This window comes from Abiotrophia sp. (genome assembly GCF_057275535.1).
The window spans coordinates 39,714-53,576 of record NZ_DBHIRJ010000010.1; the positions used below are offsets into that span (position 1 = coordinate 39,714).

Here is a 13,863-nt window from a genome sequence, read left to right on the forward strand (position 1 = left end):
TTATTCACCTAATCCCTCTAAAATAGATTGTAAGTCTTCCTTGCTGCGGGCCTTAACAAAGGCCTCAACTACTTCTTCTGAATCGAGCAAGGTCACGAGTTCAGAGAGGTTTTCCAAGTGCTTCTCATTGTCTGTAGATGCCAAGACGAAGAAAAGGCGAGGTTGGAAATCAGCGCCAGGACCGAAGTCAACTGGCTTGTCTGTATTCATAAAGGCAACGGCGGTTTCATTCACCCCTCTTCCCTCTTGGGCATGGGGAATGCAGATGTCCGGCGCAATCACGATGTAAGGTCCGAATTCATGGACATTAGCAATGATGTAGCCTGGATATTCTGGCTCAATCACGCCCTGAGCCACTAAGGGCTCACAGGCAGCGCGAATGGCATCTTCCCAGGAATCGTAGCCAGCCTGGAAGCTGAAACGATTGCCGTCAATAATTTCTCTTAACATAAGTCAATCTCCTCTAGCTCAGTCTTATAAGAAGGATGGGAATGGCACGTCGTTTTCCTTGCTGAAGGCATCGTCGAAGCCACGGTAGAAGTTAAATTCTAACTTGTTCAAGTCTTGTGGGTAGTTGTATTGACCCCCTACTTGCCAGATAAATGGTTGGAAGCCATATTGTAGGCGATCTTTCTTCATGTTCCAGAGGGCTAAGATTTCATCGGTGTCAGCCATGAAGTTAGTCCAGATATCGTGGTGAACTGGGATGACTACGCGGGCATTCAAGCACTCAGCCATACGCAAGATATCAACAGAGGTCATCTTGTCGGTAATCCCACGAGGGTTTTCACCAAATGCACCTAAGCAGACATCAATCTTGTGTTCGTTACCGTGTTTGGCGAACATGTTAGAGAAGTGAGAGTCGCCGGCATGGTAGATGTTACCACCTGAAGTTTTGAAGAGGTAGTTGACGGCGATTAGGTCCATGTCTTGTGGCATTTTACCCTTAAGTTCATATTCAGGGTCACCATCCCAAGTCACTAAGGCTGTCCGGTCGAAGGCTTCTAAGGCCACGACTTCGATGTCCTTAATCTTAACGGATTCGTTAGGACGCACTACCACGGTACGTTCTGCTGGGACACCCCATTTGAGCCAGGTATCAACCACGGCTTTAGGACCTACGAATTTAGCCTCTGGGCAGTTCTTAGCCACAGCCGCTGCCGTGTTAATGTCTAAGTGGTCGGAGTGAATGTGCGTTACCACCAAAGCGTCCACGCCTTCGATTTCGAATGGATCCAGGACGAATGGTTGGTTACGTAAGTTTGGTTGGAGTTTTTCTACCCCAGACATACGCATCATTTGGTGGCCTTTCTTCATGTTGCCGGCCCCGTGACTGCGTTTACCTGTACCGGTCCAGAGATCGCAAAGGATGTTAGTGCCTTGATCGGATTTGATCCAAATCCCTGTACAGCCTAACCACCACATAGCGAAAGAATTTGGCTCTACTTGTTTGTCACGAATTTCTTCGTTGAGCCAAGTTCCCCACTCTGGGAAGGTCTCGCGCAACCAGGTATCCTTTGTTACATCTTGGATTGTTCTCATCATTATTACCCCCATTAACTTGTGTCTAGTGATGTTTACATGTCTATGATAACGCAATCAGGCACCGCTTACAAGTTAATTTTATGTTCGTTTTAACATTTAATGTGCTTTTAGCGTGTTCGATGTTTGTTTTATGCTTGTTTTGTGGTAAAATGTCATTATAGATTACCAGAAAGAAGTGTCCACCATGAAACGTTCCGTCCAAGATGTTCGTCAACGGCGTGATTTGATGATTCAGGCCCTCAACCAATCACCTAGCAAGAGTCTAACCGTCGAAAGCCTAGCCCAACTGGCCAAGGTGTCTACTATGACGGTGCGGCGCGACTTGAACCTGCTGGCTAAGATGGGTATCATCGAACGCCACCATGGTTATGCCATCCTCAATGAGGTGCCCTTTTTCGAGGGCGATACCCAAAACCCCCATATCGAACAAATCAAACAGGCCATCGCTGAAAAAGCCGCTACTTATATAGAAGAAAAGATGACCATCTATATGAACACCTCCACCACCGCCATGCACGTCATGGACTATGTCAAGGAGACGCCAGTCACGGTGGTCACCAACAACCTGCGCATGAGCGAACAGGAAATGCACCCAAGTTCGACCATTATCCTGTCAGGGGGGGAGATTCATTTTCCTAAGGCGGCCCTGGTCGGCGAACTGGCGGCTGATTCCCTGCGCCATATCAATGCCAATATCTGCATTATGGGCTGCTCCGGCATAAACGCCCAAGTCGGCATTACCACCGGCGACTTCCGCGAGTCCAAGGTCAACCAACTCATGGTCCAGAACTCTCACGGCTTGGTCATCGTGGTAGCCGATTACCGCAAGATTGGTGTCACCTCCAACTTCCAGGTAGCTGGCATTCAAAAGATCGACATCCTCATTACCGACACCTATGGCGACCCTGCCCGCCTCAAGGAAATCGAAGAGGCCGGCGTGACCGTCATTCAAATTGATGAAGCTATCTGAAGCACAAGCCCCACTTGCTAGTCTTATGCAAGTGGGGCTTGACTTTTTATATAGCAAAAGGGAGCAAGCTCACTGGCCGGCTCCCTTTTCTTGATGCTTTTCTTGTCTAATGATGGCTTCTAGCGAGGCCCAGAAACGCTCCCGGTCCTGGCGACTAAAGGGCTTGGGCCCCTTGCCTCCGTAGCGTCCCGTCTTGCGCCGGCTGACCTGGCCCATATAACGTTGAGTCAGGAGCTGGTCCATGGCTTCTGGCCGGTAGCACCAGCCCATGTGATGCAAGACAATGGCCTTGTTAAGGAGAATGGTTGCCAGACCATAGTCCTGGGTGACCACAATATCGCCCGCCTTAACCAAGGCGACAATCTTATAGTCAGCCTGGTCGGCACCCCGCTCCACATAAACGGTCTCAACATGGGCCGGATAATCGGTCTTGCTGACATGGTTATAGGAGGCCACGATGATGACGGGCAAGTCCCATTTGGCGGCTAGGCTAATGGCCTCGGCCTTAACAGGACAGGCATCCCCATCCAGCAGAATCCGCATCTACTTATCCTCCTGGGCCGCCAACTTGGCTTCTACATAGGCATCTTGGAAATGCGTCGCCCAGTAAACCCACATAATCATAGCCATAAAGGCAATGCCCAATCCCGTTAGGACATGGGCTGGGTTGCCCGTCACAAAGCCTACCAGGACGGCCACCAAGGTTGGCCAACCAAAGCAGTTGAGGCAGACCCGGAAGGCCTGGCCATAAGACTTAATGGAGAAGATATCCGTGAATTTCATAAAGGACAGGAAGCCCGCCACACCAAAGAGCATGATCAGGAAGCTGACCGCTAGCAAGAGCCAGGAATTAATCAAGATGGTCAGAATAATGGCTAGGCGATTATTTTGGAACCACTGGCCAGATAGGAGCCGGTTGAGACTGTCGGCGCTAGTAGCCGGTCTAAAGTCAGCTTCTGGGTCATAAGGCTGGGACAAGAAGCGATTGCCTGCCGCCGTCACCACGAAACGTTCAGGTGTGAAGGCTACCCCCGGCTTGCCTGACAGGCTGGCTTCTAGCTGCTGGCTATCATCTTGAGCCAGCAGCAAGACACGGCCTTGGTCATCGTCACGCAGACTGATGTCTTGGCTAGGCATGACCAGCTGACCTTGGGGGCCTGTCGCATAATGAGCCAGTTGCTCCGCTACTTGGTCGTCTAGCAGGGCCATAGACTGAGAAGCAAATTGCTCCAAACTGACGATCTTGAGCTGGCCAATTTTAACCGCAATGGGCAGAATCATGACGCTAATAATCAAGAGAATAACAGCTAGGGTCTGTCTGAGTTTGAGAGGTTGCCGCTCCTTGAAGGCCGACACTGGTCCTGCCATGGCAGCAAAGTAATTAAGGGGAAATGCTTTTGTGGACATGCGGGTTCCTACTTTCATTGAATTCTACCTCTCTAGTATACCATAAAGGCACCGGCTGGAAAACCAGGCCGAGAGGATATGAGGGAAGACTTCCCCCTCTAAACAAAAAGGACAGGAAAAGCTTCCTGCCCCATAAAGTGCTAATGTTAGCCCTTGGTCCCCCCGTTGACCAAACCGGTCACGAAGTTCTTCTGTAACATGAAGAAGAGGGCTGAGATTGGCACGGCGATTAAGATCGCACCGGCCGCGAAGAGCGCAACCCGTTGGTTACGTTGGTCCGCAATCAGAGTTTGCAGACCGGCTGCGACAGTATAAGACTCTTCCTTACGCAGCAAGAACTTAGCCAAGAGGTAGTCCCCGAATGGTCCCATGAAGGCCCAGAGGGCTTGAACCGCGATCATTGGACGTACCAATGGCAAGACGATTTGCCAGAAGATCCGGAAGTGGCCTGCCCCGTCAAGGTTAGCAGATTCATCCAAGTCGTAAGGCACGGTATCGAAGTAACCCTTCATCAACCAGGTGTTCATTGGAATCCCACCGCCGATGTAGATCAGAGAGAGGAACCAGAATTGGTTGAGGGCGTTGAGCAAGACAGCCATAACGTAGAAGGCGGTCAAGGCAGCCATGGTTGGCACCATTTGCACGATTAAGAAGAAGAGCAAGGATTTCTTACGGCCCATGAAGTTGTAACGGCTGTAAGCATAACCTGCCAAGGTCACAACGAAGACTTGCACTACCATGGTAGTCGTCGCAACGAATAAGGTGTTACGGTACCAAGAGAGGTACTTGGTCTCGTTGAAGAGACGGGTAAAGTTGTCCAAGGACCATTGCATCCCTAAGTCTAGGGAGAAGGCGGTCACGTTCCCCGCCTTAAAGGCCGAACTCACGGTGATTAAGAGCGGGTAAATAATGACGATGGAGAGGACAACCATGTAGAAGTAGGTCAGAAATTGGCCTACATAACGGGAAAATTTCGCTGATTTAGTCAAATTTTTCATGATTAGGCCTCCTCAATGTTAAAGGCGTTGGTTTTCTTGAAGACGAATAAGGATACCGAGATAATAATCAAGGAGATAATCAAGGTCAAGGCCGCCGCAATGGAGAACTGTGGTGATTGACCGGTGGTAATCTTATAGATCCAAGAAATCAAGATGTCGGTTGACCCGGCACCGCCCCCAACAGAACCTGGACCCCCATCGTTGAAGAGGTAGATCATGGAGAAGTTGTTGAAGTTGAAGGTGTATTGGGTCATGAAGATTGGTGCTGCCACCGACAAGATAACCGGTAAGGTAATGGCGGTGAAGCGTTTGACAGCCCCTGCCCCATCAATTTTCGCTGCCTCATAGAGGGTTTCAGGAATGGATTGTAGGATAGAAGTGGTCATAACATAGACATAAGGGAAACCTAACCAAGCTTGAATCATGATAATGGCTGCCTTGGTCCAGTTTGGATCGGTCTTCCAAGCCACGGTTGGTAGATCCACAAATGGAATCAAGTGGTTCAAGAATGGAATAACCTGCGTGTTAATGGCCCCGATAGAGTCATTGAACATGTTAGAGAAGGTCATAATTGTGATGAAGGCTGGTACCGCCCAAGGCAAGAGGAAGATAACCCCGAAGATACGTTTACCCTTGATAAATGGTTGGTGAGCCACAATGGCAGTGAAGACCCCAATCACGATTTGTAATGTGGTCGCACAGATGGTCCATACCAAGGTCCAAGTGAAGACCGCCATGAAGGCATCACGGAAGGTTGAGAGGTTGAAGATGTTCCAGAAGTTCTCAATCCCTACCCAGTCTAAGAGTTTAGCAGGTGGCGTGTGTTTGAAGTCATAGTTAATGAAGGCTGTACATACCGTCACCAATACTGGGAAGACAATGGCAAAGGCCATAAAGATATAAGATGGAATAATTAAGAGATAAGGGAAACCATCCGCATAGATGTTGTGGAGCATTTCCTTCAAGGTCTTAGAGATTTTCTCGCCCTTGTTGATCTTGCGAGCGATGGAACGTGCGTCTAAGATGTTAGCCCCATAGAAGGCCAAGAAGATAATGGTAATGATGATTTGCAAGCTCCCACGAATTAAGAGGAAGAGGGAGTGGTCTTGCTTAGGAACGGAACCCAAGGTCACAAAGCCCACGAGGGCGCCATAACCGAAGGTAAACATTTCAAAGATAAAGAGTGCAGTCAAAGCCAGGAAGATAATCCCTTTGAGGGTTTGGCCATTATAGAATTGTCCCAGACCTGGAATCAGAGACAGGCTCATGGCTTTACGCTCATCTTGACGCGGTGCAACCGTGTCTGCCATAATAATACCTCCATTTCAATATACTAATAGTTGCGCTTCTCTTGCAAAAAGACCTGGTAGCCGATGGCTACCAGGTCATTCAGCTTGAGTGAATAGTTATCAGCTTATTCGCCGTGTTTTTGTTCGATCGCTTGTTTGATCAATTCTACCGCTGCGTCAGCTGCTTCTTTAGCAGACTTGTTACCTGAAGCTGCGTCGAAGATTAAGTTTTCAGCACCTGGCCATACTTCAGCCATTTGTGGGATGTTTGGCATTGGAACTGCGTTAGCGAAGGTGTCGATTACCGCTTTAGTGATTTCGTTATTGTCTTTAGCTGCTGCTTCACGTGCTACGTGGTTAGCAGGAACTTCGCCGAAGCCTTTGTACAATTTGTTTTGTTGTTCTTCAGAAGATGCCCAGTCTAAGAATTTTTGAGCCAATTCTTTGTTTTCTGAGTATTCTGAGATAACCCATGCTTTACCGCCGGCAAATGGTTTGTACTCGTTACCGCCAGGTAATGAAGGTAATTTAGCAGCACCTAAGTTAACTTTAGCATCTTTCAAAGCTTTAGCTTCCCAAGGACCAGTGATGATAGCAGCAGTCTTACCTTCGATGAAGGATTGTTTCATGAAGTCGTAAGAAGACTTAACGTCTAACATCCCTTTTGGCCATACATTCTTGTACCAGTCGCTGATGTAGTTGATGGCTTCAACAGACTTGTCGTTGTTCAAACCGATGTCTTTAGGATCTGTACCGTTTTGGCCGAATACATAACCGCCGTAACCAGCTAAGATACCGTAGCTGAAGTAGAAGTTAGTCAATTGACCGAGGAAGGCAACGTTCTTACCTTCTTCACCTGCGAACTTGTACTTGTCGTCTTTAGATAAAGCCATTAAGTCATCGAAAGATTTTGGCGCTTCTTTCAATAAGTCTTTGTTGTAGTACATGATGATGGTTTCGATAACAGATGGCGCACCGTATACTTTACCGTCGATGGATACACCTTGTTTGTCTTTGTCATCGTACTTAGCGTCGTCTAATAATTTCACTTCTGATAAGTGACCAGCTTTTGCTAAAGCACCTACACGGTCGTTAGGTGCGATATAAACGTCTGCACCGTTCCCAGCAGGGCCGTCTAAAGCTAAAGCATCTAACATACCGAACATGTCAGTGTTGTCAGAGATTTCAACCTTCACGTTGTTTTTCTCTTCGAAGTCTTTGATGTTTGCTTTGAGGTAGTCAGTTAAGCCCCCACCAGAGATCACCAATTTAGCTTCTTGGGCAGTTGCAACTTTCACTGCGCCGAATGGGAATGCTGCTAAAGCCATAGCTGCAGACATAGTCCCGATTGCAAGTTTTTTCCAGTTAAATTTCATTACGAAATCCTCCTTAAAGATAGTATGTTGACGCTTTCGTCAAACGTTACAAGTTTATTATGCAATAAAACGAAACGGCTTTCAAGTTAAATTTTGGTGTTACCGATAACATCTTATATCCTAAACATATGACCAGTCTTAGCTTGTAAAGGCTCCTAGTTTATGGCTAATTTGATGCCTTAATTCTACTAAATAAAGAGCCAAGCGAGGCCATTCTCACTTGACTCTTTCCTATTATAAGATAATCACAATCGGGTCCTCTGCCACGGTCAACTTGCCCTCCTTGACGGTCACAGATTTTGCAGTCAAGGCATTGACATAGTCCCCGTCTGGTAGGTCCACGGCTAGGTCGCCTGACTTGCCCTTGAGAGAGACTAGCGCCAACAAGGCTAGGTCTTGGTAGCCCGCCTGCTTGTAGGAGATTTTCACCAGGTCTAAGTCGCTGTCCCCCACCAAGTCATAAGCCCCTTGGACTGGCATGGCCGACTTCTTAATCTCAATCAGACGGCTTAGGCAGTCGCTTAAGTCTTCCTGCCCTCCTTGCCAGTCAATAGGATCCCGGTCGAAGAGATTAGGCAGATGGCTGGCGCCAATTTCTTGTCCGTTATGGATCAGACTGGTCCCCCGCTGCATCAAGCTAAAGGTCAACCAGTGGCGCAGCGAAGCCCCTTGTGGCATGACGCTAGCAAAGCGTGGCTGGTCATGGTTCTCTAGGTTGCGTAACTTGACATAGTTGTCAGGATAAATCATATCCTGTAGGGACAGGCGCTCCAGATACCAGTCCAGAGGGATTTCCCCGCGGACATAGCGTTCATAGGCTGTCCAAATGTCATAATCATAGGTCAGGTCAAAGGCCTCATAGAGTTGGCTGTCGCTAGCCGCCTCGACCCCTTCTTGGCGTAATGACTTAACGAATTCCGCATGGACAGACTCAGCCAACCAAAGGAAATCGTCCTTGACTTGAGCCACGGCCTTACGGGCTTCCCGCCAAAAGTCAACGGGCACCATAGAAGCTACATCGCAACGGTAGCCGTCCACGTAATGAGCCCAGTATTGGAGACTTTCAATTTGGTAGTCCCAGAGGCCTCGGTCTTGGTAGTCCAAGTCCACAATGTCCGTCCACTCCCCTACCCGGTTACCACGTTTGCCATCAGGCTTATAGTAGAACCATTGAGGATGAGTCTTGACCAAGACAGAGTCAGGTGACGTGTGGTTATAGACCACGTCAATCATGACCTTCATGCCCCGCTCATGGATGGCATGGCAGAGGGCCTCGAAGTCAGTCAGCGTCCCGTACTCGGGGTTGACCGCCCGATAGTCTTGAATGGCATAAGGCGAACCCAGACGGCCCTTGCGTTTTTCCACCCCTAGCGGATGAATGGGCATTAGCCAAATATAGTCCACGCCCAATGCCTTCAGCCGGTCTAGCTGAGGAATAACCCCTGCAAAGGTCCCTTCCTGGCTGAAGTTGCGAACATAGACGCAGTAAATGACGCTGCGACGTAAATCATAAGCTGTATCGTGTGCCATTATACTTCCTCCTCATAGATGATGAGTCCATCAGGTCCCAAACACTTGTCTTGGTAACCATTAGCCAGACAGAGCTTGGCCGGCTGGTCGAATTTTACACTTCCCTCATGGTTGAAGTAGGCCAGCAAACGTGAGCCCTGGTGGGTCAGGCTAATCTTGACCCCATTGTCCAGGGCCTCATAGTCAATTTGCCCTTGAATAATCCAGTCATTGTAGCGGTGACGTAAGGCAATCAGAGCCTTAACAAAAGCATGCATGTCTTGGTCCTGCTGAGCCGGATCCCATGGCATGACCTTGCGGCAGCCAGGATCGTGGTCGCCATCTAAGCCATATTCGGTGCCATAGTAGAGGCAGGGACTGCCCAACTGCAAGAAGTTGAAGGCCAGGGCCGCCTTGACCCGGTCCTTATTGCCCTTGGCTAGACTGAGAATCCGCCAGGTATCATGGGAATCCAAGAGGTTGAACATGACTTCATTGTGTTGACGACGGTAGAGCATTTGCTGGCTCAAGACCGCGTCTACTAATTTCTGGGCAGAACCGCGATGTTCTAAGAAATAACGGGTGGTTTGAGTGGTGCCCAAGTAGTTCATGACCGCATCAAATTGGTCGCCCTCCAACCAAGGTTGGGAGTTGTGCCAGATTTCGCCCAGAATATAGAGATCCGGCTTGATGCTCCGAACTTGCTGGGCAAAGGCCCGCCAGAAGTCATGGTCAATTTCATTGGCTACATCTAGACGCCAACCGTCAATGTCGAACTCGCGAATCCAGTAGCTGGCAATGTCTAAGAGGTAACGCTGAACTTCTGGGTTCTGGGTGTTGAGCTTAGGCATGCGGCCTTCAAAGGCAAACATCTCATAGGTCAAGCCCTGTTCCCGGTGGACCTCCCCTGGCGTCAGTGGGTCCACAACTGGATACTTGTGGATGTGGAACCAGTCTGTGTAAGGAGAATCCGCCCCTCGCTCTCTGACATCCTGCCATTGCTTGGAATGGGCCCCGATGTGGTTGAAGACGGCGTCTAACATGACCCGAATGCCACGGGCATGGCAGCCTTCCACCAGGCGTTTGAAGGTTTCCTTATCGCCAAAATGCGGGTCCACGCTGAGATAGTCGATGGTGTCATACTTGTGGTTGGTTGGCGCCTCGAAAATAGGACAGAGATAGAGGCCCGTGATGCCCAAGTCTGCCAGATAATCCAGCTCCTGAATAATCCCCTCTAAGTCACCGCCGAAGAAATCCTCAGAGGTCGGCCTAATCTTAGCATCCCAAGGCTGGGTCTGCTCAGGACTGAGTTCAGGTTGGCCATTCTTGAAGCGTTCCGGGAAGATTTGATACCAGACAGTAGACTTGACCCATTCCGGCACCTTGGCCCGCTCGCTCTCATGCAGATAAGCCAAGCGGAAGAAAGAATCAAAGTTGATATCCTGATCAGACTCCGATTCATGGAAGCCATCATCGCCGTAGACCATGGTCTGACCCTGACTGTCCTCCAAGACAAAGTAATACATGATACGGCGATATGGCACCGTCACTTGGACCTGCCAGAAATCGAAGATCGAAGTCTGAGCCACGCGAGTCATTTGGGACTCTTCCTGATCGGTCATGAAGGGATCCTGAAAGACCACTCGCACCTTGCTTAGGTCGCCTCTTTTACTGCGCAAACGTAGGTGAATGTTTTCCTGGTCGTAGAGATAGGCAAACTCCGACTCAGGACGATGATAAATACTGCTTAATTCCATAAAGTCACTCCTTGTCACTCTCATGCTAGCAGAATTGCGGTTTGATTACAAGAACAAAGAAAGCGGTTACCGGTATCAAGTCGAGATGGCCCTAAGGAGGGGATTTTAGAAGGTAGGATTGACTACTGAGGCATACTTAATTTTTTATTCACTATTAGTAAATATGCAAAGACCCGCCTCTCCTTCGAGGCGGGTTAATTAACTAGTCTATTTATAGCAAATTCTTGATATCTCGTTTATTGTAGATAATTCTCCGGACTTCCATCGTCTTATCTTTCACAACATAGAAAATACTATAATTACGGACCTGGATTCGATAATAGGGATGAGGCCTCTTAGTCTTCGTAGGATAAGGGACATGTCCAAGAGGTGCCTTAAGCCGCTTATAGATAGCAGCTTCTACTTCATTCACTAGGCGTTCAGCAGCCTGCGGATTATGAAGCACCTGTGTTATATAGTCAACAATGCCAGACAGGTCTTCCTTAAATAAAGGGAGATATTGTATGCGATAAGTCTTATTTTCCATCGATACGCTTTCTTATGTCTGAAAAGACTTCCTCATGTTCTAGTCGGGTATCCGTTTGGGCAGCCATTTGATCGGCCATATCAAGAGCTGATTCTACTGACTCAGTTAAACTAGCATAGTGTTCGATGCTCATGACGACCATAGAACCATATCCATTCTTAGTTAAGTAGACTGGAGCCTGAGATTCTTGTACAATAGCTTCGATTTCAGGATACTTATTACGCAAATCAGATACTGGTCGAATGTTAATCATATCTATCACTCCTTTATCCTAATTCTATCATAATAAGCGCATCACTGCAATATTATTTCTCCCTCTTTTGAAAAGAAAAAGCAGGGACCCAGTCCCTGCTTGCTCATTCAGTTAAATTTAGTCGTCTTTGCGATCGTCTTCTACGCCAACTACTTGGCCAGATTGAGCGTCTACCTTGACTTCAACATCAATGTCACCTTTCTTGTAGGTCAGGGTCCATACAGTCGCAGTCCCATCACGGTCTAAGTCCCAATGATCTAACTTCAAGTCCTTAAGATCGGCCCCTGCTTCGGCAGCAGCTTTGATGTCCTTGAATTCCTTCATCTTCTCTAAGTTAAGACCTTCCTCGCGACGTTCTACGCCCCCTTGTTTAGCCTTTACCAAGCTTTGTTCAGACTTAGCAACTTCTGCGCCTGTGCCAGCGTTAATCTTGAGTTCGTATTCATTTTCGTCATCGACTGCTTCGAATTCTACCACATAGAACTTCAAGTCATCATCATACTTCAATTCAACATTGGTTAAATCTTGCTTAGGATGTGCCTCACGGTAGAATTTGATGAATTCTTCTGCGGTCTTAGTGACTTGGTCATAAGTCGTCGCATTTTGCTTAGTGGTCTCATTGCTACTAGCATTGGCTGCTGTTGAGCTAGAATCTGAGCTAGAGCTTGAGGATTGAGCCAAAACGCTCGGAGCTAGGCTAGCAGTTAGGGAGAGGGCCACCAAGGCTGTTGTCAATTTTTTCTTCAGTGTCATAGTAAAGACCTCCTATACTTTTAACTTGCCTTTATGATAACACGACAATTGTAGAATGTCAACCTATAACCCTATCCTTCCGAAACTAGCTTCTCAACCCACTCGGCATTGACCATGAGTTGGAGGTTGGACTCGTGCTGGGTCATGCGGTCGCCCCAACGCTCTAAGATCAAATCATAGTGATCTGGGTCGAAGGCAATGAAGGCTACAATGTCATCCTCATGCATGAGAATGAATTGCTTCTGCCCTGTCTCCCCATCCACGTAGAACTGGACCCGCTCCACCTGGGCAGTCGGATACTGCTCCAGGAAGGTGGCCTGAAGGTAGTATTTCAAGAGCTCGATTACCCGGTCATCCAGGCCCGCCTCGAAAATAAAAATCTTCTCCCACAAATCACGCAATTCCGGCACAATTCGGAAACGGTAGCCTGCCTTGCGTTGGACATAGCCTTCCTCACGGAAATAAATGGTCCGTAAGTCGTGGGCAATCTGGACATGCTTTTCAGGTTGAGGTTCATAGTAGACCATGAAGACATGCTTAGGGTCATGGTAGAGATAGCCATAGTTGACGAAGGTGTCGTAGCCACAGTTGTCACAGTGGAAAGCCAAGAGGTCGGTCGACATGACCAGGGGCTTGAGTTCAGGGTTGGCACTAATATTGATGCTGTCATAAGCTAGGAAATCTTGCGTATGATTACAGTTAGGACAAATCATGGGATAGGTATGGTGTCGAGTCATAAGGTCACTCCTTTAATTTTTACTTCCTATATATACCAAAAGATTCAGTTGCGAGCAACTGAATCTTGAAGTTGACTTAACGGGTGTTGGCGACATTGCCGTAGGTTTCAGTCAGAACAAACTCAGGGTTGCCTGCCTGATCTTCGACTGCAATGAGGCCTGCTTTTGGTGCATAGTAGAGATAGATAGTGCCATTTGGCAATTCACGCGACACCTTAATGGTGTTCTCGTAACGCTTGCCATTGATGACATAGGTCATAGGATTGGCCACCACCGTGTTCTTAACCGCCTTATCATAGCCGGTATAGTAGACCTTGCCCACTGTCAAATCGGCCGGCAGAATTAAGGCCCACTTATCGTCTTTGGCAGCGTCTGTGGTCCGCTTGTCTTCCACATCGCTATAGGTGTCAAAGTGCGCGAGTTCGTAGAGACCGTCCTGTCTAATTTGGTAGACATAACAGTTAGAGTTGGTCCCTTCCAGGACAGAGATTTGGAAAATCCCGTTGGCATCTGGCGAATATTCCATAATGACATCCCGGGCGCCACCCTCTACCCCATTGCCCACATAGTGGTAATTGACGAAATGGATATAGGGAGCACTCTCGGACCAGTCTGGTTTGGCATAGACTGGCTGCCCCATTCCCAATAGGAATACGGCTAGCAGGCCTAACATGGCCCAGCCACGACGCGCTATTGATTGCTTCTTCCGCATCGTACTTCCCCCTTTTCGACAATGCTACTAC

General features: G+C 48.3%; 15 protein-coding genes. 1 reads left to right on the forward strand and 14 read right to left on the reverse strand.

The window, feature by feature from the left end; translation table 11 throughout:
* Both ACO53F_RS08290 and ulaG read right to left on the reverse strand, forming a co-directional pair.
* Window positions 1–450, reverse strand: coding sequence for a PTS sugar transporter subunit IIA (locus ACO53F_RS08290; RefSeq protein ID WP_314943443.1), 450 nt, complete (start codon window positions 448–450; stop codon window positions 1–3).
* A gap of 24 nt (window positions 451–474) precedes the next feature.
* Window positions 475–1,542, reverse strand: a complete 1,068-nt coding sequence (gene ulaG / locus ACO53F_RS08295; RefSeq protein WP_485138053.1) for an L-ascorbate 6-phosphate lactonase — start codon at window positions 1,540–1,542, stop codon at window positions 475–477.
* A 187-nt stretch (window positions 1,543–1,729) separates the two neighbouring features.
* Here ulaG and ACO53F_RS08300 point away from each other — a divergent pair, with 187 nt between their 5' ends.
* The gene (locus ACO53F_RS08300) at window positions 1,730–2,515 is read left to right on the forward strand and encodes a DeoR/GlpR family DNA-binding transcription regulator (protein WP_485138054.1); all 786 of its coding nucleotides are present in this window, start codon (window positions 1,730–1,732) and stop codon (window positions 2,513–2,515) included.
* 69 nt (window positions 2,516–2,584) lie between these two features.
* On the opposite strand, the gene ACO53F_RS08305 is transcribed toward ACO53F_RS08300, so the two are convergent.
* The 12 genes from ACO53F_RS08305 to ACO53F_RS08360 all read right to left on the reverse strand — a co-directional run bounded on the left by ACO53F_RS08305 (window position 2,585) and on the right by ACO53F_RS08360 (window position 13,832).
* Window positions 2,585–3,058, reverse strand: coding sequence for a YaiI/YqxD family protein (locus tag ACO53F_RS08305; protein ID WP_485138055.1), 474 nt, complete (start codon window positions 3,056–3,058; stop codon window positions 2,585–2,587).
* Window positions 3,059–3,922, reverse strand: coding sequence for a hypothetical protein (locus ACO53F_RS08310; RefSeq protein ID WP_485138056.1), 864 nt, complete (start codon window positions 3,920–3,922; stop codon window positions 3,059–3,061).
* A gap of 146 nt (window positions 3,923–4,068) precedes the next feature.
* Window positions 4,069–4,920 carry a sugar ABC transporter permease gene (locus ACO53F_RS08315; RefSeq protein ID WP_298076798.1) on the reverse strand — a complete coding sequence of 284 codons (852 nt, stop codon included), beginning with the start codon at window positions 4,918–4,920 and terminating at the stop codon, window positions 4,069–4,071.
* A gap of 2 nt (window positions 4,921–4,922) precedes the next feature.
* Window positions 4,923–6,230 carry a sugar ABC transporter permease gene (locus ACO53F_RS08320; protein WP_485138057.1) on the reverse strand — a complete coding sequence of 436 codons (1,308 nt, stop codon included), beginning with the start codon at window positions 6,228–6,230 and terminating at the stop codon, window positions 4,923–4,925.
* A 104-nt stretch (window positions 6,231–6,334) separates the two neighbouring features.
* Window positions 6,335–7,585: an extracellular solute-binding protein gene (locus tag ACO53F_RS08325; protein ID WP_291429436.1), complete on the reverse strand. Its 1,251-nt coding sequence runs from the start codon at window positions 7,583–7,585 to the stop codon at window positions 6,335–6,337.
* A gap of 234 nt (window positions 7,586–7,819) precedes the next feature.
* Window positions 7,820–9,115: an alpha-amylase family glycosyl hydrolase gene (locus ACO53F_RS08330; RefSeq protein ID WP_485138058.1), complete on the reverse strand. Its 1,296-nt coding sequence runs from the start codon at window positions 9,113–9,115 to the stop codon at window positions 7,820–7,822.
* Entirely contained in the window at window positions 9,115–10,851 is a 1,737-nt protein-coding gene (locus ACO53F_RS08335; RefSeq protein WP_485138059.1) for a glycoside hydrolase family 13 protein, read from the reverse strand. Before ACO53F_RS08335 ends, ACO53F_RS08330 begins: the two co-directional genes overlap by 1 nt.
* A gap of 211 nt (window positions 10,852–11,062) precedes the next feature.
* Window positions 11,063–11,377, reverse strand: coding sequence for a type II toxin-antitoxin system RelE/ParE family toxin (locus tag ACO53F_RS08340; RefSeq protein WP_485138060.1), 315 nt, complete (start codon window positions 11,375–11,377; stop codon window positions 11,063–11,065).
* Window positions 11,367–11,630: a type II toxin-antitoxin system Phd/YefM family antitoxin gene (locus ACO53F_RS08345; protein ID WP_485138061.1), complete on the reverse strand. Its 264-nt coding sequence runs from the start codon at window positions 11,628–11,630 to the stop codon at window positions 11,367–11,369. Before ACO53F_RS08345 ends, ACO53F_RS08340 begins: the two co-directional genes overlap by 11 nt.
* A 117-nt stretch (window positions 11,631–11,747) precedes the next feature.
* Window positions 11,748–12,383, reverse strand: coding sequence for a PepSY domain-containing protein (locus ACO53F_RS08350; protein WP_485138062.1), 636 nt, complete (start codon window positions 12,381–12,383; stop codon window positions 11,748–11,750).
* 71 nt (window positions 12,384–12,454) lie between these two features.
* A complete protein-coding gene (locus tag ACO53F_RS08355; protein ID WP_485138063.1) occupies window positions 12,455–13,120 on the reverse strand; it encodes a CpXC domain-containing protein in 666 nt (221 codons plus the stop codon).
* A gap of 76 nt (window positions 13,121–13,196) precedes the next feature.
* Entirely contained in the window at window positions 13,197–13,832 is a 636-nt protein-coding gene (locus tag ACO53F_RS08360) for a hypothetical protein (protein ID WP_485138064.1), read from the reverse strand.
* Between the last annotated feature and the right edge of the window lie 31 nt (window positions 13,833–13,863).

Coding starts and splice junctions, on each gene's coding strand:
- ACO53F_RS08350 (WP_485138062.1), bottom strand. CDS start 12,383: ATGACACTGAAGAAAAAATTGACAACAGCCTTGGTGGCCCTCTCCCTA.
- ACO53F_RS08330 (WP_485138058.1), bottom strand. CDS start 9,115: ATGGCACACGATACAGCTTATGATTTACGTCGCAGCGTCATTTACTGC.
- ACO53F_RS08335 (WP_485138059.1), bottom strand. CDS start 10,851: ATGGAATTAAGCAGTATTTATCATCGTCCTGAGTCGGAGTTTGCCTAT.
- ACO53F_RS08345 (WP_485138061.1), bottom strand. CDS start 11,630: ATGATTAACATTCGACCAGTATCTGATTTGCGTAATAAGTATCCTGAA.
- ACO53F_RS08320 (WP_485138057.1), bottom strand. CDS start 6,230: ATGGCAGACACGGTTGCACCGCGTCAAGATGAGCGTAAAGCCATGAGC.
- ACO53F_RS08340 (WP_485138060.1), bottom strand. CDS start 11,377: ATGGAAAATAAGACTTATCGCATACAATATCTCCCTTTATTTAAGGAA.
- ACO53F_RS08360 (WP_485138064.1), bottom strand. CDS start 13,832: ATGCGGAAGAAGCAATCAATAGCGCGTCGTGGCTGGGCCATGTTAGGC.
- ACO53F_RS08355 (WP_485138063.1), bottom strand. CDS start 13,120: ATGACTCGACACCATACCTATCCCATGATTTGTCCTAACTGTAATCAT.
- ulaG (WP_485138053.1), bottom strand. CDS start 1,542: ATGAGAACAATCCAAGATGTAACAAAGGATACCTGGTTGCGCGAGACC.
- ACO53F_RS08290 (WP_314943443.1), bottom strand. CDS start 450: ATGTTAAGAGAAATTATTGACGGCAATCGTTTCAGCTTCCAGGCTGGC.
- ACO53F_RS08325 (WP_291429436.1), bottom strand. CDS start 7,585: ATGAAATTTAACTGGAAAAAACTTGCAATCGGGACTATGTCTGCAGCT.
- ACO53F_RS08300 (WP_485138054.1), top strand. CDS start 1,730: ATGAAACGTTCCGTCCAAGATGTTCGTCAACGGCGTGATTTGATGATT.
- ACO53F_RS08315 (WP_298076798.1), bottom strand. CDS start 4,920: ATGAAAAATTTGACTAAATCAGCGAAATTTTCCCGTTATGTAGGCCAA.
- ACO53F_RS08310 (WP_485138056.1), bottom strand. CDS start 3,922: ATGTCCACAAAAGCATTTCCCCTTAATTACTTTGCTGCCATGGCAGGA.
- ACO53F_RS08305 (WP_485138055.1), bottom strand. CDS start 3,058: ATGCGGATTCTGCTGGATGGGGATGCCTGTCCTGTTAAGGCCGAGGCC.